Origin of the sequence: Kribbella sp. NPDC050124 (genome assembly GCF_044460355.1) — a bacterium.
In the GTDB taxonomy this organism is placed as follows: domain Bacteria; phylum Actinomycetota; class Actinomycetes; order Propionibacteriales; family Kribbellaceae; genus Kribbella.
Genome location: NZ_JBITJU010000026.1, coordinates 47,404 through 66,601, shown reverse-complemented (window position 1 = coordinate 66,601; position 19,198 = coordinate 47,404). Strand labels below are relative to the sequence as shown.

Below are 19,198 nucleotides of genomic sequence, written 5' to 3'. Positions count from 1 at the left end.
ATGATTTTCCCGACCGCGGTTGGGGCCTACCATCGGCTCGACATGACCTCTTCACGCACACAGCTGCCTTGGGTGACCGGGATCCTCGCCCGCGCCGACGGGCTGGTGACGGCGCTGCACGCGGCGTTCGTCGTGCTCGTGCTGGCGTCCACCGTGCGCTATCTGACCGGGCACGGCTTCGGAGACCGGGCTCCATGGGTGCTAGCCGGGGCTGGTGTGCTCCTAGCGACCTATGCGGCGTACCGAGTGCTGCCTGGGCGGGTGTGGCTGGGGCTGCTGGTGGCGGTGTGGTTCGGACTGGTGCTGCTGGCGCCGTCGTTCGCGTGGTGCGCCGTACCGCTGTCGTTCGTGGCGCTGCGGGTGCTGCCGTTCTGGCCGGCCTGTGTGGTCGTCGCTGGGATGGTTGTGACCACGGTGGTCACGTGGACCCGGATGACCGACCGTCTGGACCCGACGATCGTGCTGGGGCCGGTGTGCGTCGCCGTACTGGCTGTCAGCGCCTACCGGGCGTTGGAGCGGGACGCACTAGCGCGGCAGGCGTTGCTGGACGACCTGCACGCGGCGCAGGGTGACCTGGCCGATGCTCAGCACCAGGCCGGCGTACTGGCTGAGCGGGCGCGGCTGTCGCGGGAGATCCACGACAGCGTCGCGCAGGGGCTGTCCAGCATCAATCTGTTGCTGCAGGCTGCCGAGCGTGATTGGGACGACCGGCCGGACGCTGCACGCCAGCACGCATCCCAGGCGGCGGCAACTGCCCGCGACGGTCTGGACGAGGTACGGCGGGTCGTCCGCGACCTAGCGCCCGCCGATCTGGTGAGTGGTTCGCTGCCGGAGGTGTTGCGGCAGACCTGTGAGCGCTTGGCCGAGCACAGTGGCGTCGACGTGCAGGTCCAGGTGCACGGCACGCCGGTAGCGCTCCGGCAGGACGTGGAAACCGCACTGCTGCGTACGGCGCGTGGTGCACTGGCTAACGTGCTCGAACACGCTGCTGCGACCAGTGCGGTCGTCACACTGACCTACCAGCCGGATGCCGTCGTACTGGACGTCCGCGATGACGGCCGCGGTCTGGGCGCCGGTAGCTCGGACCCTGACCGCGGACGTGGCCTGGTCGGCATTCGGGAGCGGCTCCAGGCGCTCGGCGGCACGCTCGTGCTCGAGAGCGAGCCAGGTGAGGGTACGGCGCTCGCGGCCTCGGTGCCGCTGGAGCAGTCGTGATCCGGGTAGCGCTGGTCGACGACCACCCTGTGGTGCGTGCGGGGATGCGTGCGCTCGTTGAGGGGCAGGAGGACCTGACCGTGGTCGGTGAGGCGTCTGACGCGCACAGCGCTGAGCAACTGGTCGCGGCTGTCCGGCCGGACGTCGTACTGATGGATCTGAACCTCGGCAGCGGACCAGGTGGCGCCGAGGTGACCGCACGGCTGCGTGCGTTGCCGGAGGCGCCGCAGGTCTTGGTGCTGACGACGTACGACACCGAGGCCGACATCCTGAGCGCGATCGATGCCGGCGCGTCCGGCTATCTGCTGAAGGACGCACCGCCGGAGGACCTGTTCCGCGCCATCCGGGGCACTGCGCGCGGCGAGGTGGTCCTGGCGCCGGCGGTCGCCGCCCGCCTGGTACGACGTACCGGCCCGAGCCTCACCGATCGGGAAGTCGAGATCCTAGGCCTGCTCGCGACCGGTCAGTCCAATCGCGAGCTGGCCAAGCGCCTGTTCGTCAGCGAGGCGACGATCAAGTCCCACCTCTCGCACATCTACACCAAGCTCGAGGTGGACACCCGGGCCGCGGCGGTGGCCCGGGCGATCGAGCAGCGGATCATCCGGCCGCCCGCCTGACGCCTACTCGCCGTTCCAGGTTGAAGCCCGGGGACGGCGGGACGCAGGCGCCCTACTTGGTCTTGCTGGGCGGCGGCGTGGCGCCCTTGGACGGCTTCACGACGCTGCGAGTGTCAGGCAGCTTCCACGCCGGGCTCTGCACCAGCTCGGTCAACTGCGCGACGGTGAACAACGGCTTGGCCCGAGTGTGCGGCGACCCCTTCTCCGCCGGCGCGTTGTAGCTGGTCAGGCTCATGAACCGCCCGTCAGGCAGATACCGCGCCACGTAGTTCGCAACGACGCCGTCCACGTTGCGCGAGCCGGCGTACGTAGGCTCCGCGGCCAGACTGAACACCTTGGAACCGTCCGGCAACGTAGTGCATCGAGCACCCGCCTCAGCACAACGGTTCATCTCACCGCCCCCAGTCAGCAACACGTCCACCCGGGACGCCCCCTTGCCGTCGTCAACTACGTACGCCGCCCCCAGCGCACTCGCGTCCCCCCACGTCTGCGGCTGCGAGAGCTTGCGACCGGGCGCCTGGACAAGGCCCCGCAACGTACCCAGCGCCTCCTGCACAGTAGGACCCGTCGCCTTGGGCGCAACCGGCGTCGCAACCGGTGTCGTCGACGGCGACGGCGGTCCGGCAACCACCGCCTCGGACGGCCCACCGACGAGCTGGGTCGCCCCCACCACCAGCCCCACAGTCGCAGCGACCGCACTCGCCCCCGCGACCGACAGAAGGGTCGTCCGGCGCCGCCGTAGCCGAACCCCCTGCCGGACACTGCGTTCGAGGAGATCGTTGGAGACCGGCTCGAGATTCTCAGTAGCCCGCTGCATCAGCCCCGGCAGCGTGTCATTCAAGTTGTTCATGAGTTCTCCCTGAGGTCAGTGCACGATCAACTGGGCAGCCTCGTCACCAAGCACGGCACGAAGCCGCTCCAAGGCACGAGACGTCCGCGTCGTGATCGCGCTGGCGTTCTTCCCAAGATCAAGCGCCACCTGCTCAACGCTGCGATCTTCGAAGAACCGCAGCACCAGCACCGCCCGATCCAAAGGAGCCAACTGAGCTAACGCCCCCTGCAACGCCACCCGAAGCTCAGGATCCCCAGCCCGCTCAACCCGCTCCGGCACCACCTCAGTAGGCCGCTCGGACCAACTCTTCCGCCGCCGCTGAGACACAAACGTCCGAGCCATAGCAGCCCGCGCATAGGCGATCGGGTTGTCGACGCGGTGCCAGGTCCGGAGCATGTTGGCGAGCGTGTCCTGCACCAAGTCCTCGGCGTGATGCCGATCCCCAGTCAGCAACCAAGCAGTCCGGTACAACTGCGGAATCCGAGCCCGCGCAAACTCCTCAAACTCTTCAGAACCCCTCATCGCAGCCCTTCGTTCGACGCTCCTGCCTAGATGACGCATCGACGGACCACGCAGATCACACCCCGCTCAGAAGACTTTCGAGAGGACCCAAACCGCAAAGGCCAGAAACCCGACCACAAACGTGACAACGACCACAAGGCCGTACCCGACCCACATGCTCCCAGAAGACTTCACCCCGACATCCTGCCTTAGCGGACCGGGGTCAGCCGACCAACGACATCAGCCACGGAGCCGAGCGAAGCGAAGGCGCAGGGGTGCGGATGGCGAAGCCCCGCCCGCGCCGCGTTGCTCCGCCCTCCGCCGCGGCGCCTGCGCGCATCAGACGCTATGCGCTGACACAGAAGGAACCCATCAACACGCTCCGCAAGGCCGGCCCTCGCCCCGCGAATCGGCCCCTTGCGGCGCCTTCGCTCGTTCGGACGGGCTCCTGCAGATTGCCGTCGGCAACGATGGGCACCGGCGCCGGTGGCAGTGGGCTACGTCACCTTCGCCATATCGCAAGTCATCTTGCGATAGCAGCGGTATCGCAACTAGCCTTGCGATATCAGGACGGCCGGATTTCGGCCGATCACCCGCTCCATCTGTGAGGGAATCATGGCAACACCGACCAAGAAAGCAGGCCTGGGCCGGCGGCACGGCGTGGTCTCCGAGCTGAGCGCCCCGCTCACCGTCATCGAGGGCCACCTGGACGAGCTCAAAGCCGCGTCCGGGCGGTTCAACGAGCGGCTGCTCCAGGCCGCCGCCCACAAGCCCGGCTACATCCAGAAGATCGGCATCCGCTACATGCGACACATCGTGTTCGACGACGGGCGCCGGCTGATGTGGCTGACGGCGTTCGAGACCGATTGGGACCCGTACATCGACGACGCCCTCGAGCTGATCGGTATGCGGAGCTGGGTGGACTGGCTTCAGCATACGAACGAGTACTCGGCCCTGGGCCTCGATCCCGACACCGTGACCAACGCCGAGGTGAAGGAGTTCCTGCAGTCCGTCCAGGTCCCGGCCGCCGCATTCTTCGACTCGCTGTTCGACGTGACGATGCCGGAGGTTCGCCGGTTTCAGCAGCTCGGAGCCGCGTTCGAGCAGGTGCTCGAGGCCCCGGACGCCGAGGCTGCGCTACGACAGCCGGCGCTTGCGCCGCTGCTCGAGCAGGCCGCGGGCTGACGGGAGGTAGTGCGGCATCATGTCAGATCACTTCTCCGGTCCGCGGGCCTTGGCCGGCCCGGCCGGCGACATCTGTGACTTCTACGCGTTCCCCAGTCCGGAACGCGCCGGCAAGCTCGTCCTGGTGATGAACGTGCATCCGCTCGCCGGCGCGGAACACCACTTCTCCGAGGCCATCAGCTACAACTTCCGGCTGCGGCCGGTCTCCGTAGGCGACGCCGGAGCGTTGATCCTGGGAGAGGAGGCCGAGGAGGTCGCCTACAGCGTCACCTTCGACGCGGCGGGCTCGGGCAGGCAGACCGGCCGGGTCGTGCCGTCGCGTGGTGCGGCCAGTCCGTTCCACGGCGGCCCCACCCCTACGCTCGGGACTCCGGTCCCGATCGAGGTGGGCGACGTGGCCGGTGCCCGGAGTGACGGTCTGCGGGTCTACGCGGGCCTGCGTTCGGATCCGTTCTTCATCGACCTGGCCGCCTTTCAACGCACGCTGCACAGTGGTCGGTTGGCGTTCACCGAGCCGGGGACGAACTCGCTGCACGGCGGGAACGTCCTCAGCGTGGTGATCGAGGTGGACTGCGCCCCGCTGTTGTCCGAGGGAACCAGGCCGTTGTTCGCGGCGATCGCCGAGACGGTCGTCCGCGCCGGGATCCCGATCCGGCTCGAGCGGGTGGGACGGCCCGAGGTGAAGAACGTCATGCTCCAGTGGAAGCACTTCGACAGAGTCAACGGCGACATCGAACTGCGCGACCTGTACAACTTGGAAGACCCGTTCCACCTGGGCAAGGACTACCTGGGCGCGTACCGGGCCCGGCTCGACGCCAACCTGGCTGCGCTGGATCTGCTGGACGGCAAGGCCGACTGGGCGCCGGACGAGGACGGTCACCACCCGTTGACCGAGCTGATCCTGGCCGACTATCTCGTCGTCGACGTCAGCAAGCCGTACGCGGAGAACACCTTCCTGGAGATCGAGAAGTCTGCCCGCGGCGGACGCCCGAACTCCACCTGCGGCGGCCGATCGCTCAACGAACCCGTCATGCACACCCTGTACACGCTGTTGCTCGCGGCGGACACCGGACCCGGGATCAGCGACGGCGTCGCCCAGGCGACTGTCCGCGCGGGTGACACGTTCCCCTATCTCGCACCGGCGAACACCCCCTTACCGGCGAGCCCCGGAGCCTGACATGCCGATCGAGCTCGACCTCGACGACATCCAGGCCGGCTGCCTGCGCGGCCGCCCGAACCCGTACGCCGGTGCGTACCTGCTCCTGCGCATCGACGACCGGCGCGACGGCCGGACGTTGATGCGCAGGCTGGTCGAGGCGGTGCACCCGGCTTCCCAGATGCCCGACCCGCTCACCCATGTCTCCGTCAGTATCGCGCTGACCCACGCAGGACTGCAGGCGCTCGGAGTCCCGCAGGACTCGCTGGAGACCTTCGCCCCGGAGTTCCGGCAGGGCATGGCGGCGCGGGCGGCGGAGCTCGGGGACACCGGCCCGAACGCCCCCGAGCATTGGGAGTCGCCGCTCGGCTCCACCGACGTGCACGTCGTGATCCTGATCCTGGCGCCAGACCTCGCAGTTTTCGAGGCAACGCTGCAGGACACGCGGGCCGCGCTTGACGACCTGCCCGGCATGTCCGAGCTGTGGCGGCAGGACGTGTCCTCGCCGGTCGACGGCAAGAACTCCTTCGGTTTCAACGACGGGATCTCGCAGCCCGGCGTCGAGGGCAGCGGCGTCCGGCGAAGCAACCGGCAGGAGCCGGCACTCAAGCCAGGCGAGTTCATCCTCGGTTACCCGGACGAGACCGGGTCCGTCGAGCCGGTACCGCAGCCCGACGTGCTCGGACGGAACGGCAGCTACTTCGTCTTCCGCAAGCTGTACACCGATGTGGCAGCCTTCCGGCGCTACCTGCGTGAGCAGGCCACCGGCCCGGGGGACGAGGAGTTGCTGGCCGCCAAGATCGTCGGGCGATGGCCCAGCGGGGCTCCATTGGCCCTGGCGCCCGACGCGGACGATCCCGAGCTCGGCGCGGATCCGGCCCGCAACAACAATTTTCTGTACGGCGACGATCCTCGCGGCTTGAAGGTCCCGATCGGATCACACGCCCGCCGGATGAATCCCCGCGACTCCGTCGTCATCGGCGAGGTGCGCCTGCACCGGCTGATCCGCCGCGGCGCCACCTACGGCCCTCCGATGGCCGACGGGGCCGTCGAGGACGACGGAGCCGACCGGGGCCTGATGTTCGCCGCGGTCAACGCGCATCTGGACCGCCAGTTCGAGTTCGTCCAGAAGCAGTGGATCGGCGACGGCAAGTTCATCGGCACGCCCGGCGAACGCGACCCGCTGGTCGCCGGGCGCGAGGCCGGCGGCCAGTTCACGATCCCGTCGCGGCCGATCCGGCGTGGCCTGCGAAACCTGCCGGCGTTCGTCGTCAACCGCGGTGGCGAGTACTGCTTCATCCCCGGCCTGCGCGCGCTGCGCTGGCTCGGCGATCTGACGACATGATCAGCTGCGAGGCGTACGCGCCCCGTCCAGCACCAGGTCGATGAGCCGCGCCACGACAGCCTCGTCGAGCGGCTCGCCGGTCAGGAGAACGCGGACGATGAGCGAGGAGGAGATGGCCTCCAGCACGAGATGTGGATCGGTCTGCACAGGCAGTTCGCCACGCTCGACGCCGCGCCGGAGCATGCTCTCGCCGCGGTCCATGCGCGTCGTCCAGTCTGCTCGTATCCGATCGTCGTCGAGACCGTCCTGCTGCGCGAAGCTGATCTGAACCAGTGTCCGCCCCAGCGGTGAGGACAGAAACCGCGCCACGGCACCGAAGAACACCACCAGGTCGTCGCGGACCCGACCGGTGTCGGGCACAGGAATGGCCTCATTGGCGTGCTCGAACACCGCGTCGGCCAGCAGGTTCTCCCTTGTCTTCCAACGCCGGTAGACCGACGTCTCGTGCACCCCCGCGGCCCGTGCCACGGCCCCGACAGTGGTGCCCTGGAGCCCCTCGGACACCAGCAGGTCGACCGTCGCGGCCAGGACCGTTCGCCTCACATATTCGCCGCGCCGCCGGACCGGACGATCCTGACTATCACTCACGACCGCAGTCTATCGCAAGTCGAGTTGCGATTTTGGCCGTGCGGGCCGTCGCCGATTGCGACTGTCGGCCGCGTTGCAGACCGTCGGTGAGCCGGCGATGCGGATGAACGGGCTGTACTTCGCATCGCCGATTGCCCTGGACGGCATGGCTGGGTGGGAAGCCGGTGGCCCCCGCGGTGAGGACACGCGCTGGGCTGACGTCGGCGATGTCGACCAGGCCCCCGCCGAAGACGTTGCCTGGGGCACCAACCAGCAAGACGGACTGCGCGTGGGGCAGCCGATCGACGCATTGGCCGGCTTCGGCGCGTAGTTCAGGCCGACTTCGTCCGTCGCGCCCTGGTCGAAGGCCTCGGTGAGTACGGTCGGCGGGCCAAGCGCAGCGAAGGCGCCCGACAAGCAACCTCCGCCGGGGACCGAGCGAAGTGAAGGCGCGCCGACCAACGACGCCAGCCACGGAGCCGAGCGAAGGCGCGACCGGGAACCCGACAAACGAACTCAACCACGGAGCCGAGCGAAGCGAAGGCGCAAGCGGGAACCCGACAAACGAACTCAACCACGGAGCCGAGCGAAGCGAAGGCGCAAGCGGGAACCCGACAAACGACCTCAGCCGGGGAGCCGAGCGCAGCGAAGGCGTAGGGGGTGCGGGTGGCGGAGCCCCCGCCCGCGGCGAGCGAAGCGAAGCCGCACAAAATGCCGAAGGCGACCCGCTCCGCGCTCTCCGCGGACACAGGTCGCCCTCGCCTGAGGGTGAGTGACGGGACTCGAACCCGCGACCACCTGGACCACAACCAGGTGCTCTACCAGCTGAGCTACACCCACCATTGCCGTCCGGACTGCGACGGCTGAGCAATCATAGCGATGATGGCCGATTACCAGAAATCGGGTCGGCAGGGGCGCCGTTGACGCCTTCGGCGACCAGGCTGGCGGCGGCCCGGGCGGTGTCGGAGTCGGGCCCGGGCTGGGGCACGAACACGGTTTCACGGTAGTACCGGAGCTCGGCGATGCTCTCGGTGATGTCTGCGAGCGCACGGTGGTTGCCGGTCTTGGCCGGGGTGGCGTAGTAGACCCGCGGGTACCAGCGCCGGACGAGCTCCTTGATGGAGCTGACGTCGACGTTGCGGTAGTGCAGGTGCGCCTCGACGCGGGGCATGTCGCGGACCAGGAAGGTGCGGTCGGTGCCGACGGAGTTGCCGGCCAGCGCGGCCTTGCGGGGCTCTTTGACGTACCCGGAGATGAAGTCGAGCACCTGCTGCTCGGCGTCGGCGAGCGCGATCCCGGTGGCGAGCTCGTCGAGCAGGCCGGAGGCGGTGTGCATGTCGCGGACGAAGTCGCCCATCTGCTCGAGTGCGGCAGCAGGTGGCGCGATGACCAGGTCGATCCCGTCACCGAGCACGTTCAGTTCGTAGTCGGTGACGAGTACCGCGACCTCGATCAGGGCGTCTGCCGCCAGGTCGAGGCCGGTCATCTCGCAGTCGATCCACACCAGCCGGTCGTTCATGGGCACCCACCCTACGGCGAGCCGCCGACACCGTCGCGTTCGCCAGGCCGGTCAGCGTGGTGCGTGTCCGATGTGGATGCTGCGCACGGACAGTACGGCGAGGTCCGTCCGCCGTCCGAGGTAGTGCTCACCCTCGGGATCGAGCAGCTGCTCCCACACCGCTAGGTCCTCGGCCGACAACCACTCCTGATACTCAATGTGCCCGTGTCCATGGCCGTGCCCCTGTCCATGCTCCCCAGTCTCCGGCTTGAGCCGCTCCACCCGGTGCTGGAACTGAGTGACAACTCGCTCCTGCTGCTCAGCTCCCAGTGGCGCCGACGACTCGGTCAGCACGCTCCGCGTCCCGACCTCGACCAGCCCAGCCCGCGTCAGCGCGTCGGTCCACCCGTACGGCATCGGCACTGTTCCCGGCAACGAGTCACGCATCGCCGCGAACCACTTGTCCTGCGCCAAGTCCAGCCGCAGCTCCAGTCCGGGCTCGCCGATGCCCAGGTCCCACGGCAGGCTCCTGGCGGGCAGACCGCTCTCCGCGAGCGCCAGCCGTCCACCTGGTGCCAGTAGCGACGCCAGCGCATCGATCGCTGCTTGCTGGTCGGCCGCGTGGTGCACCGAAGCCGACGCCCAGATCAGATCAGCCGGTGCGTCGATTGCCTTGCGCAACGGTTCGGCGCCGTCGTCCATCGAGGCCAGCTCGCACCGGACGGCTCCGGCGGTGTGCTCGCGCGCCTGCTCGAGTACGTCGGGATCCGCGTCGATCGCCACCACCGTCGTACCGGACGGCATGGCCGCGGCGAGTGCCTTCGCCATGCCGCCGCCTCCGCAGCCGACGTCGACGGCCACCATGTCGCTGTCCCGCACCAGTCCGGCAGCCACCGCGGCGTTCCAGTCGGCCTCGTTCGCGGCCGACTCCCGCAGGTGCCCGGCCCATTCACCCCATTCGATCTCCACCATGAGCCAAGTCTGCTGCGGGCCGGCCGCAACTCCCATGGACAGTTGCCATTTCGGCAACACTCATTTCGGCAACTCGACGTACCGGAACTCCCGGGACGGCAATCCCGCCCGAGCCGGGAGATTGTGACGTTCAACCGGGAGATCAGGGCTAGCACTGTTGCGGCCCGGTGACCTGGGGTGCTGTCCTAGGCACTGTCTGGGGAGGAGGTGGGGAGTGGATTCCGTGGCGGGGACGGTGGCGCGGCCCCGGTTGGCGACGTTGCTGGACGAGGGTGCTCAGCGGCGGCTGCTGACCGTGGTGGCGGATGCCGGGTTCGGGAAGTCGACACTGCTCAGCTCGTGGGCGGCCGGGCGCCCCTGCGCCTGGCACACAGTGCGCGCGGAGGACGCATCGCTCGCGGCCATGGTGTCCGGGCTGGTGGAGGCGCTTCGCCGTCAGGTGCCTGCCCTCGAAGCGATCCCGGCCGAGTTGCAGAGCCCGCGCGGCCCGGATGCCGACGCGGAGCAGCAGACCCGTGCGCTCGCGTACGCCGCTCTGCTCGCCGACGGTCTCGAGCAGAACCTCAGCCACGACCTGGTCCTGGTCCTGGACGACCTGCACGAGCTGGATCCATTGGCTCCGGCCACCAGGCTGATCGAGGGCCTGGTCCGCACCGCGCCGCCGCACCTGCACCTGGTCGTTGCCTCTCGCACCCAGATGCCTTTCGGCATCGACCGCCTCCGCGGTCGTGGCCAGGTCCTGGAGATCGATGCACCCGCTCTGGCGTTCACGGTGCCCGAGACCCTCGCCGTACTGCAGCAGGTGCTCGGTGAGGGCACGGACGACCTGGCCGAGTCGCTGCAGACCGCAGTGCAGGGCTGGCCGGCCGCCGTACGTCTTGCTGTAGAGGCTCTGCGGACAGCGCCGTCGGACGAGCGCGCCAGCCGGCTGCGGCGTGCACTGCGATCGGACGGTCCGCTGTACGACTACCTGGCCGAGGAGGTCTTCGCAGCCGAGCCCCCAGCGGTACGGCGCTTGGTCGCCGGCGTAGCCGTGTTGCCGCGGTTCGGGTCGGACCTGTGCAAGGCAATAGGACTGACAGACAGCGCAGAGACGCTCCAGCAACTGCGGACGCGTGGGCTGCTCGTCTCAGCAGGCGAGGCGGACGGCTACGAGCTCAACCCGCTGGTGAAGAACTTCGCCAAGGACAGGCTGGCCGTGGACGAGCAGGAGATGGCACAGCTGTCCCTGGAAGCCGGCAAGTGGTTCGAGTCGACCGGTGAACACCGCGACGCGCTGGCCTGCTACCAAGCTGTCGACCCGGCTGCAGCGGCTCGCATGCTGGCTGAGCGCGGCCATGCGATGGTCACCGGTGGTCTGGCCGAGATCGTAGTTGCTGCTGTCGCCGCACTCCCGGCCGAGCTGCGGGACGCCGGCATGGACCAGTTGGAGGGTGAAGCACGGCAGGTGCTCGGCGACTGGCAGGGTGCGAAGGAGTGCTTCGACCGGATCATCGGGCCGGAGGGCGAGATCCCGGTTGCCATCGCGTGGCGGCTCGGATTGATCCACCACTTGCGTGGCCAGACCGACGTGGCGATCGCGACGTACCAGCGCGGACGCATCGACGGGCAGCACCCGACGGACGAGGCATTGCTGCAGGCGTGGTGGGCGGGTGCGCACTGGCTGCGTGGCGAGTTCGACGAGTGCCGTGCGCTGGTGACGGCTGCACATGAGACAGCAAAGGTCTCTGGCGACGACAGCGCGCTGGCGATTTCGTACACCGTGCTCGCCATGCTGGCTGCGGTCGACAGCGACCCGCACGGCAACTACACCAACTACGTGCGCGCGCTCGAACATGCGGAGCGCGCTGGTGACCTGCTGCAGTCGATCCGGATCCGGGTCAACCGTTCCTCGCACCACATCGCTGAGGGCGACTACGCGCACGGTCTGAAGGAGCTGGACATCGCTCTGGAGCTAGCGGACCGGGCAGGCTTCGCTGTGTTCCGTGCGCTGGCGCTGAACAACCGCGGCGAGGCCCTGCTCCGGCTCGGTCGCCTGGACGAGGCCATCGGTGAGCTGGAGGCGTCCCGAGCGCTTTACCAGAAGCTGGACTCGAAGCGGGTGGCACAGCCGCTGTCCGTGCTCGGGGAGGTCTACCGCGAGCGTGGTGACCGCGCGATGGCCCGAGCCTGTTTCGAGGAGGCCATCCCCATCGCCGAGGAGACCAAGGACATGCAGTCCCTGGTCCCGGCACTGGCCGGTCTTGCCCGGGTGCTCGCGGTCGAGGAGCCGCAGCGCGCCGCAGAGCTGGCCGCGCTGGCTCGTCAGGCCGTTGCCTACGGCCCTGTCCTCGGCTTGTCCGGTGCACTGGTCGCGCTGGGCTGGGTCACGCTGCACGCCGGGAACGACACCGAGGCCGCGGCGACTGCAGAAGAAGCGGCCGCGCTGTGCCGCAAGCGACGGGACCGGGCCGGTCTGGCCGACGCGCTGGAGCTGTACGCGGCCACAGGCGGCGGCGAGGTCCTGCACGAGGTGCTGAACATCCGCAGCGAGCTGGGCGACCAGTTGGGCGAGGCGCGTGCCGAGCTGATGCTTGCCAAGCGCACCAAGGGTCTGGACGGCCGTGAGCTCGCACTGCGCGCACACCAGCAGTTCCTGGCTGCCGGAGCGACCCGCTACGCGGCCGCAGCTCTCGAAGCCAGCGAGGAGACCGGTCCGGTGGCGGTCCGGATCGAGTGCCTCGGCGGATTCCGTGTACTGCGGGACGGCAAGGCGGTCCAGCTGGGGGAGTGGCCGTCGAAGAAGGCTCGCGACCTGCTGAAGATCCTGGTGGCCCGCCGCTGCCGTCCGGTGGCCCGGGTGCAACTGCTGGATCTGCTCTGGCCGGAGCAGGACGAGGCGGTCGCCTCACCCAGGTTGTCCGTCGCCCTGTCGACAGTGCGGTCGGTGCTCGACCCGGAGAAGCGGTACCCGCCGGACCGGTTCGTCGGCGCCGATCGGGCGACCATCTGGCTGGACGGCGAACAGGCTGCCGTCGACGTGGAGCAGTTCCTGCACGACGCCCGGGAGGGACTCACCACCAGCGATCTGCGGTTGCTCCGGGCGGCAGAGGCGGCGTACAGCGGGGACTTCCTGGAGGAGGACGTGTACGCCGACTGGGCGGCCGGGATGCGCGAGGAGGCCCGGGCGCTGTACGTCCGGGTGGCGCGGGTGCTGGCCGAGCGAGGTCGTCGTGACCCCGACGCAGCGGCCGGGTACCTGCTCCGGATCCTGCAGCGGGACCAGTACGACGAACGCGCCCACCTCGGCCTGGTCGGGGCGTTCCAGGCGAGCGGTGCGCACGGCGAAGCGCGTCGCGCCTACCGCACCTACGTGCAGCGGATGGCCGAGCTGGAGGTTGAGCCGGCCCCCTATCCGGCGGTGCCGGCCCGGCTTTAAGACTTTCTGAAGGTCCGTCCGCACCATCTGACCATGGCAGCGCCGGTGCACAACCCAGTGGTGGTCCGTGAGTACGGCAGCGCGGGTCACACCGGTCGGGACTACCGCTCCGAACCAGGCACGCCCGTCAGGGCTGCGCTGGCCGGTGTGGTGGTCCGGGTCGAGCCGGGTCGGGTCGTGGTCGAGTCGAACGCGATCTGGCACGTCTACGACCACCTGTCCGAGCTCACGGTCAACCAGGGGGAGACCGTGGAGACGGGGGATCTACTGGGGGTCGCGGCCGGCTCGCACCTGCACTACGAGGAGCGGGTCGCGCCGTACGGGGTGGGGGATCAGCGGAGTCCGCAGTTCGATCTGCACACGAATGCCCGGATGCGAACGGTGGCGCAGGGCGGGTCGGCCGTGGAGGGAGCGGCCGAGCCGTCCGGTGCTACCCCCGAGCCGTAGCGTGGAGCGGTGATAGCCACCAGCTTCCACACCGCCCGGCTGGCCATGCTGCCGCTGCAGGTGGAGTACGCCGGGGAGATGGCGGATGTCCTCGCAGACCCGGACCTCTACACGTTCACCGGTGGCGAGCCGCCGACCGTGGAAGCCCTCGAGAGCCGCTACCGCCGCCAGTTGGCCGGACCGGGGCGCGAGGACGAGCACTGGCTGAACTGGGTAGTCCAGTACGACGACCAACTCGTCGGCTACGTCCAGGCGACGGTCACCGGCGGTACGGCGGAGATCGCCTGGGTCATCGGCGCCGACTGGCAGGGCCGCGGATACGCCAAGGAAGCCGCCCGTGGGCTGGTCACCTGGCTCAGCGACCACGGCGTCGAGCGGATCGTCGCCCACGTACACCCGGACCACACCGCCTCAGCGGCCGTCACCGCTGCCGCCGGACTCACTCGCACCGATCAGGTCGACGACGGCGAGTACCTCTGGACAACATGACAGCAGGCCCAGCCGCGATGCGACTGGGCCTGCTGTGCTGCTCAGCTCAGAGCGGGCGGACGTTCTCCGCCTGCAGGCCCTTCGGGCCCTGGGCTACGTCGTACTCCACCTTCTGGTTCTCCTCGAGCGAACGGAAGCCGTTCGTCTGGATGGCCGAGTAGTGGACGAACACGTCGGCGCCGCCCTCGTCCTGGGTGATGAAGCCGAAGCCCTTTTCACCGTTGAACCACTTCACTGTTCCGCTGGCCATGTTCTGCTCCTCGCGTTAGGGCCGGTACGAGCCCCGGCCCGGTGCCGGTTCTCGGGTTGCCGTTTGAGCCCTCCCACAACAGACCAGGCCTGAGATGAGAAAACGCCCTGCGGATCACAAATCCGCGGGCGCTGAAACACGAACGTGGAACTGCAAAACTGCAACCGCAGGCAACCCTAGCAGACCCCCAGCCATCCGTCGCGCACCCTGCCGATCCCCGGCCGGGTCGCCCCGCCATGCCCTCGGCAGGTGGCGGAGGAAACGGGCGAGCGTTTGCCGGGAGTGTGATCTTGACCGCACTCGGGCTCTCGCCTACTGTATCCCGTATACCGAGCCCCTCCGGAAGGTGGGACCCATGGACTCTGCCCGTTATGCGGTCAACTGCTCGATCCTGTTCACCGAGCTCCCGTTGCTCGACCGACCTGCGGCCGCCGACGCGCCCGGCCGGAACGAACCCGGCACCGGGAAGCTCCCGCGGCACGTCGAGGGTGCCTCCCAGATGGCCGAGGGCTACACCCGGGCCGAGCCCGGCGTTCCGACGCTGTCCGGCCTGAGGGGGGACTGATGAAGGTTGCTGTTCTCGGCGCCGGGGCGATCGGCGCCTACGTCGGCGCGGCCCTGCACCGCGGCGGGACCGAGGTCCACCTGATCGCTCGCGGCGCCAACCTGGCGGCGATCCGGTCCGGCGGCGTGCGGGTGCTCAGCCCGCGCGGTGACTTCGAGGCCCGGACGCCGGCCACCGACGACCCGGCCGAGGTCGGCCCGGTCGACTACGTCTTCCTCGGCCTCAAGGCGAACTCCTACGCCACCGCCGGCCCGCTGCTCGAGCCGTTGCTGCACGACGAGACCGTCGTCGTCGCAGCGCAGAACGGCATCCCGTGGTGGTACTTCCACGGCCTGAAGGGCCCGTACGAAGGCCGCCGGATCGAGTCGGTCGACCCAGGCGGCGCGGTCACCGAGGTCATCCGGCTCGACCGCGCGGTCGGCTGCGTCGTGTACTGCTCGACCGAGCTCGAGGCGCCGGGCGTCGTACGCCATCTGGAAGGCACCCGGTTCTCCATCGGCGAACCCGCGGGTGGCCTGTCGCCACGGTGCGAGGCGTTCAGTACGGCGATGATCGCCGGCGGACTGAAGTGCCCGGTCGAGGAGGACATCCGCAAGGACATCTGGATCAAGCTGCTCGGCAACGCCGCGTTCAACCCGATCAGCGCGCTGGCCCGGGCCACGATGGTCGAGATCGCGACCCACCAGGGCACCCGGGCGATGGTCCGGCTGATGATGGAGGAGTCGCTGGAGATCGCGGCCGCCGTCGGCTGTCATCCGGAGATCTCGGTGGACAAGCGGATCAACGGCGCCGAGCGGGTCGGCGAGCACAAGACCTCGATGCTCCAGGACCTGGAGAAGGACAAGCCACTCGAGCTCGACGTCATCCTCGCCGCGGTCGTCGAGTTGGCCGACCTCACCGGCACCAAGGCCCCGACCCTGCGCGCGGTGCACGCCGTCGCCGACCTCCTCGCCACGAAGGTGGGCATACCTTCATGACAAGCCAGGTGGGTCCGACCACAGCGACGTCGGACCCACCTGTTCCATCTAGAGTTCCGTCGGCCCCAACGACAGGCCGGACACGAAGTGGGCGACGGGCTCGGCCATCACGTCGAGCTCCAGTACGACGAGCTCGTTGCGGCCGGCCCGCAGTACCGGGCCGGGCACGTACAGCGTCTCCTGCGGCCCCCGGCGCCAATAGCGCCCGAGGCAGAAGCCGTTCACCCACGCGATGCCCTTGCCCCAGGCAACCGTGGACAAGAAGTGGTCGACCGGCTCGGCCACCTCGAAACCAGCCCGCCAAGCCGTGGGTCCGACCCCGGGGGCATCCGGCGTCCGGCCCACGGAGTCCCACAACCCCGGTACGGCGGCCAGGTCGATCACGTGAGCCGTCCAGCCGGTCAACTCCGTGGTTCCGAGGTGCACCGGACCGATCAGCCCCTTCGGCTCGCCGATCCGCTGCCCGTAGTTCACCCGGCCCTGGTCCTCGACGACGATCTCGAGCCGACCCCGTCCACGCGGCACCATCAGCGCCCGATCGTGACGTTCCCGATCGAGGACGCCGACCGGATCGCCGTCGAGGAACACGTACGCCCGGTCCCGCACCTCGTCCACGCTGAGCAACATCGGGTGGTCGATGTCGATCGACGTCGCGAACAGCGCCAGCTGGGCGTCCAGCTCGTCGAGCGTCGGCATGACGTCATGCTGCGACGCCGTACCCCATGCCGACGGGTCGGCGAGCAGCTGGATGGGCGAGCCCAGTGCCGCGGAGGTCTCCGGCGCGGCCGGCCCCGACGCCGGGACAACGTCGGGGACGGGCGCATACCGGGAGATGACGTCGCGGAAGGCGTGGAACTTCGCGGTCGGGTTCCCCGCCTCGTCCAAGGGGGCGTCGTAGTCGTACGACGTGATGGTCGGCCGGTAGACGCCCTTGTCGTTGGCTCCGCTGGTCAGCCCGAAGTTCGTGCCGCCGTGGAGCATGTAGATGTTGACCGACGCACCCGCCGCGAGCAGCGCATCCAACTCGGCGGCGGCCTCCGCGACACCGGTCGTGTGGTGCGGCCCACCCCAGTGGTCGAACCACCCGTCCCAGAACTCCATGCACATCAGTGGCCCGGTCGGCTGGTGCCTGCGCAGCGTCGCGAGCCGCTCGTCGGCCCGCGACCCGAAGGAACCGGTCCGAAGCACGCCGTCCAGCCCACCGGCCGCCAGCATCGCGTCGACCGGCTGGTCGACGGTCACAAGCGGCACGGTGGTTCCGGCGTTGCGGATGATCTCGGCGACCGACTTCAGGTACGTCGGGTCGTCGCCGAAAGCGCCGTACTCGTTCTCGACCTGGACCAGCAGGACCGGACCGCCCCGGTCGACCTGCAGCGGCTCGACGATCCGGAGCACGTTGCGCAGGTACTCCTCGACCGCGGCCATGAACTTCGGCTCGTACCGCCGGACCCCCATGCCAGGCTCCCGGAAGAGCCAGGCAGGGAGCCCGCCGTTGTCCCACTCCGCGCAGATGTACGGGCCGGGGCGGACGATCGCGTACAGCCCGGCGTCGGCGATCTCCCGCAGGAACCGCTCGAGGTCGAGCATCCCGGAGGTGTCGAAGACGCCCGGAGCCGGGCTGTGCGCGTTCCACGGCACGTACGTCTCGATGGTGTTGAGTCCCATCAGGCGGGCCTTCTCGATCCGGTCGGCCCAGCTGTCCGGGTGCACCCGGAAGTAGTGCAGCGCACCGGACAGGATCCGGAAGGGCCGGCCGTCGAGGAGGAAGTCGGACTCACCGATCGCGAATGGGGACACGGATCAGCCGTTCACCTGGAAGCCCTGCTGATTGCCGTACGCAACCAGCGCGTCCTGCCAGGCCTGCAGACCGGTGTTCAGGTCGGACTTGGACTGGTACGCCTTGCCGACCGTGTCACCGTAGATGCTGTTCGCGTACAGCTCGTACGGCAGGTAGCTCCAGCCCTTCACGACGTTGTCGGCCGCACCGGTGAGCACCTGGTTGATCTGCTGGCCACCGAAGTACGCGCTGGTCTTGTCCACGAACGCCGGGTCCTTCAGGTCCTTCGTGGTGGCCGGGAAGCCGCCGCTGGCGAGGAACGGCTTGACGCCCTCGTCGTGGTTCAGCCAGCGCACGAACGCCGCGGCCAGCGCCGGGTTGGCGCTCTGCTTCAGGACGGACTCGGTGCTGCCGCCGTTCTCCGCGGTGGCCGGCTGACCGTCGTACGTCGGCATCGGGGCGACCGCCCACTTGCCCGCGCCGGCCTTGACCGACGCCTCCATCACACCGGGCATCCAGGCGCCGGTCGGCAGCGTGGCGATGGTGCCGTCGCCGAGCGCCTTGAACCACTCGTCGGTCCAGCCGGGGATCTGCGACACCAGACCGCCCTCGACCAGCTGGTTCCAGGTCGAGGTCCACTTCTTGGAGCCCTCGTCCTGCAGGTTGATGGTGATGTTCTTGCCGTCGGTCTTGAACGGCTGGCCGCCGGCCTGCCAGATCATGCTGGTGGTGAAGCCCGCGTCACCGGAGTCGTTGGTGATGTAGGACTTCGGGTTCGCCGCGTGCAGCTTCTTGGCCGCGGCGATGTACTCGTCCCAGGTCTTCGGCACGGCGATGCCGTACTTGTCGAAGACCTCCTTGTTGTAGAACAGCGCCATCGGCCCGGAGTCCTGCGGCAGGCCGTAGAGGCCGTCACCGGCGTGCACGGCCGCCCAGGTCGAGGCAGTGTAGGCCGACTCGTACTGGGTGAAGCCGTACTGATTCAGGTCGACCAGCGAGCCTGGCAGTGCGAACTGCGGCAGCGCCTGGTACTCGATCTGCGCCACGTCCGGGGCACCGGATCCGGCCTTGATCGCGTTCTGCAGCTTGGTGTAGTGGTCGTTGCCGGTGCCGGCGTTGACGAGGTTCACCTTCACGTTCGGGTACTGCGCCATGAACGCCTTCACCTGGGCCTCGGCCGACGGCGTCCAGCTCCAGTAGGTGATCGTGCCGCCGGCCTTCAGTGCAGCGTCGACCGCGTCGGGCGAACCCGTGGCCTGTCCGCTGCCGCCGCTGCCGGAGCTGTCCGAGCCGCCGCAGGCAGCTACCACTGCCAGGGCCATGAGTGCGGCTCCGGCAACCACCAGTTGCCGGATGCCCCGCCGGTGTGACTTCATGCTGTTCCCTT

The 19,198-nt window shown here is 69.0% G+C and carries 19 protein-coding genes and 1 tRNA gene; 11 read left to right on the top strand and 9 right to left on the bottom strand.

Annotated elements, in window-relative coordinates; all coding sequences use genetic code 11:
• The first annotated feature begins 42 nt into the window (after positions 1–42).
• Complete coding sequence (locus ACIBL3_RS39035) at positions 43–1,215, top strand: sensor histidine kinase (protein ID WP_396358999.1); 1,173 nt, start codon at positions 43–45, stop codon at positions 1,213–1,215.
• Complete coding sequence (locus ACIBL3_RS39030) at positions 1,212–1,832, top strand: response regulator (protein ID WP_396358998.1); 621 nt, start codon at positions 1,212–1,214, stop codon at positions 1,830–1,832. The genes ACIBL3_RS39035 and ACIBL3_RS39030 overlap by 4 nt, the downstream gene beginning before the upstream one ends.
• A 52-nt stretch (positions 1,833–1,884) precedes the next feature.
• Here ACIBL3_RS39030 and ACIBL3_RS39025 read toward each other — a convergent pair whose 3' ends face one another.
• Together ACIBL3_RS39025 and ACIBL3_RS39020 are read right to left on the bottom strand one after the other, a co-directional pair.
• A complete protein-coding gene (locus ACIBL3_RS39025; protein WP_396358997.1) occupies positions 1,885–2,682 on the bottom strand; it encodes a hypothetical protein in 798 nt (265 codons plus the stop codon).
• A 15-nt stretch (positions 2,683–2,697) separates the two neighbouring features.
• On the bottom strand, positions 2,698–3,186 hold the full coding sequence (locus ACIBL3_RS39020; RefSeq protein WP_396358995.1) for a SigE family RNA polymerase sigma factor: 489 nt from the start codon (positions 3,184–3,186) through the stop codon (positions 2,698–2,700).
• 594 nt (positions 3,187–3,780) lie between these two features.
• Between ACIBL3_RS39020 and ACIBL3_RS39015 the strand changes: the two genes are divergently transcribed.
• Genes ACIBL3_RS39015 through ACIBL3_RS39005 form a run of 3 tightly spaced genes read left to right on the top strand, consistent with a single transcriptional unit; the run spans position 3,781 to position 6,851 of the window.
• Positions 3,781–4,350, top strand: a complete 570-nt coding sequence (locus ACIBL3_RS39015) for a hypothetical protein (protein WP_396358994.1) — start codon at positions 3,781–3,783, stop codon at positions 4,348–4,350.
• Positions 4,351–4,369: 19 nt separating this feature from the next.
• On the top strand, positions 4,370–5,527 hold the full coding sequence (locus ACIBL3_RS39010; RefSeq protein WP_396358993.1) for a DUF4331 family protein: 1,158 nt from the start codon (positions 4,370–4,372) through the stop codon (positions 5,525–5,527).
• Position 5,528: 1 nt separating this feature from the next.
• Positions 5,529–6,851 (top strand): Dyp-type peroxidase, encoded by a 1,323-nt coding sequence (locus ACIBL3_RS39005; protein WP_396358992.1) that lies wholly within the window; start codon positions 5,529–5,531, stop codon positions 6,849–6,851.
• Here ACIBL3_RS39005 and ACIBL3_RS39000 read toward each other — a convergent pair whose 3' ends face one another.
• Positions 6,852–7,394, bottom strand: a complete 543-nt coding sequence (locus ACIBL3_RS39000; RefSeq protein WP_396359055.1) for a TetR/AcrR family transcriptional regulator — start codon at positions 7,392–7,394, stop codon at positions 6,852–6,854.
• Positions 7,395–7,494: 100 nt separating this feature from the next.
• On the opposite strand from ACIBL3_RS39000, the gene ACIBL3_RS38995 reads away from it, so the two are divergent.
• Positions 7,495–7,749: a hypothetical protein gene (locus tag ACIBL3_RS38995; protein WP_396358991.1), complete on the top strand. Its 255-nt coding sequence runs from the start codon at positions 7,495–7,497 to the stop codon at positions 7,747–7,749.
• A gap of 436 nt (positions 7,750–8,185) precedes the next feature.
• On the opposite strand, the gene ACIBL3_RS38990 is transcribed toward ACIBL3_RS38995, so the two are convergent.
• From ACIBL3_RS38990 to ACIBL3_RS38980, 3 genes are all read right to left on the bottom strand, one after another.
• A tRNA-His gene (locus ACIBL3_RS38990) sits at positions 8,186–8,258 on the bottom strand.
• A 31-nt stretch (positions 8,259–8,289) separates the two neighbouring features.
• Positions 8,290–8,937, bottom strand: coding sequence for an oligoribonuclease (gene orn / locus ACIBL3_RS38985; RefSeq protein WP_396358990.1), 648 nt, complete (start codon positions 8,935–8,937; stop codon positions 8,290–8,292).
• A 51-nt stretch (positions 8,938–8,988) separates the two neighbouring features.
• Entirely contained in the window at positions 8,989–9,888 is a 900-nt protein-coding gene (locus ACIBL3_RS38980; protein ID WP_396358989.1) for a class I SAM-dependent methyltransferase, read from the bottom strand.
• Positions 9,889–10,102: 214 nt separating this feature from the next.
• Between ACIBL3_RS38980 and ACIBL3_RS38975 the strand changes: the two genes are divergently transcribed.
• Genes ACIBL3_RS38975 through ACIBL3_RS38965 form a run of 3 tightly spaced genes read left to right on the top strand, consistent with a single transcriptional unit; the run spans position 10,103 to position 14,242 of the window.
• The gene (locus ACIBL3_RS38975; protein ID WP_396358988.1) at positions 10,103–13,306 is read left to right on the top strand and encodes a tetratricopeptide repeat protein; all 3,204 of its coding nucleotides are present in this window, start codon (positions 10,103–10,105) and stop codon (positions 13,304–13,306) included.
• Positions 13,307–13,339: 33 nt separating this feature from the next.
• Positions 13,340–13,753: a M23 family metallopeptidase gene (locus tag ACIBL3_RS38970; RefSeq protein WP_396358987.1), complete on the top strand. Its 414-nt coding sequence runs from the start codon at positions 13,340–13,342 to the stop codon at positions 13,751–13,753.
• A gap of 9 nt (positions 13,754–13,762) precedes the next feature.
• Entirely contained in the window at positions 13,763–14,242 is a 480-nt protein-coding gene (locus ACIBL3_RS38965; protein ID WP_396358986.1) for a GNAT family N-acetyltransferase, read from the top strand.
• Between the two features lie 46 nt (positions 14,243–14,288).
• Here ACIBL3_RS38965 and ACIBL3_RS38960 read toward each other — a convergent pair whose 3' ends face one another.
• Complete coding sequence (locus ACIBL3_RS38960; protein WP_396358985.1) at positions 14,289–14,492, bottom strand: cold-shock protein; 204 nt, start codon at positions 14,490–14,492, stop codon at positions 14,289–14,291.
• Positions 14,493–14,847: 355 nt separating this feature from the next.
• On the opposite strand from ACIBL3_RS38960, the gene ACIBL3_RS38955 reads away from it, so the two are divergent.
• Together ACIBL3_RS38955 and ACIBL3_RS38950 are read left to right on the top strand one after the other, a co-directional pair.
• Positions 14,848–15,057, top strand: coding sequence for a hypothetical protein (locus ACIBL3_RS38955; protein WP_396358984.1), 210 nt, complete (start codon positions 14,848–14,850; stop codon positions 15,055–15,057).
• Positions 15,057–16,034: a 2-dehydropantoate 2-reductase gene (locus ACIBL3_RS38950; protein ID WP_396358983.1), complete on the top strand. Its 978-nt coding sequence runs from the start codon at positions 15,057–15,059 to the stop codon at positions 16,032–16,034. The genes ACIBL3_RS38955 and ACIBL3_RS38950 overlap by 1 nt, the downstream gene beginning before the upstream one ends.
• Positions 16,035–16,082: 48 nt before the next feature.
• Here ACIBL3_RS38950 and ACIBL3_RS38945 read toward each other — a convergent pair whose 3' ends face one another.
• Complete coding sequence (locus ACIBL3_RS38945) at positions 16,083–17,831, bottom strand: beta-galactosidase family protein (RefSeq protein WP_396358982.1); 1,749 nt, start codon at positions 17,829–17,831, stop codon at positions 16,083–16,085.
• Positions 17,832–17,834: 3 nt separating this feature from the next.
• Positions 17,835–19,187 (bottom strand): ABC transporter substrate-binding protein, encoded by a 1,353-nt coding sequence (locus tag ACIBL3_RS38940; protein WP_396358981.1) that lies wholly within the window; start codon positions 19,185–19,187, stop codon positions 17,835–17,837.
• Between the last annotated feature and the right edge of the window lie 11 nt (positions 19,188–19,198).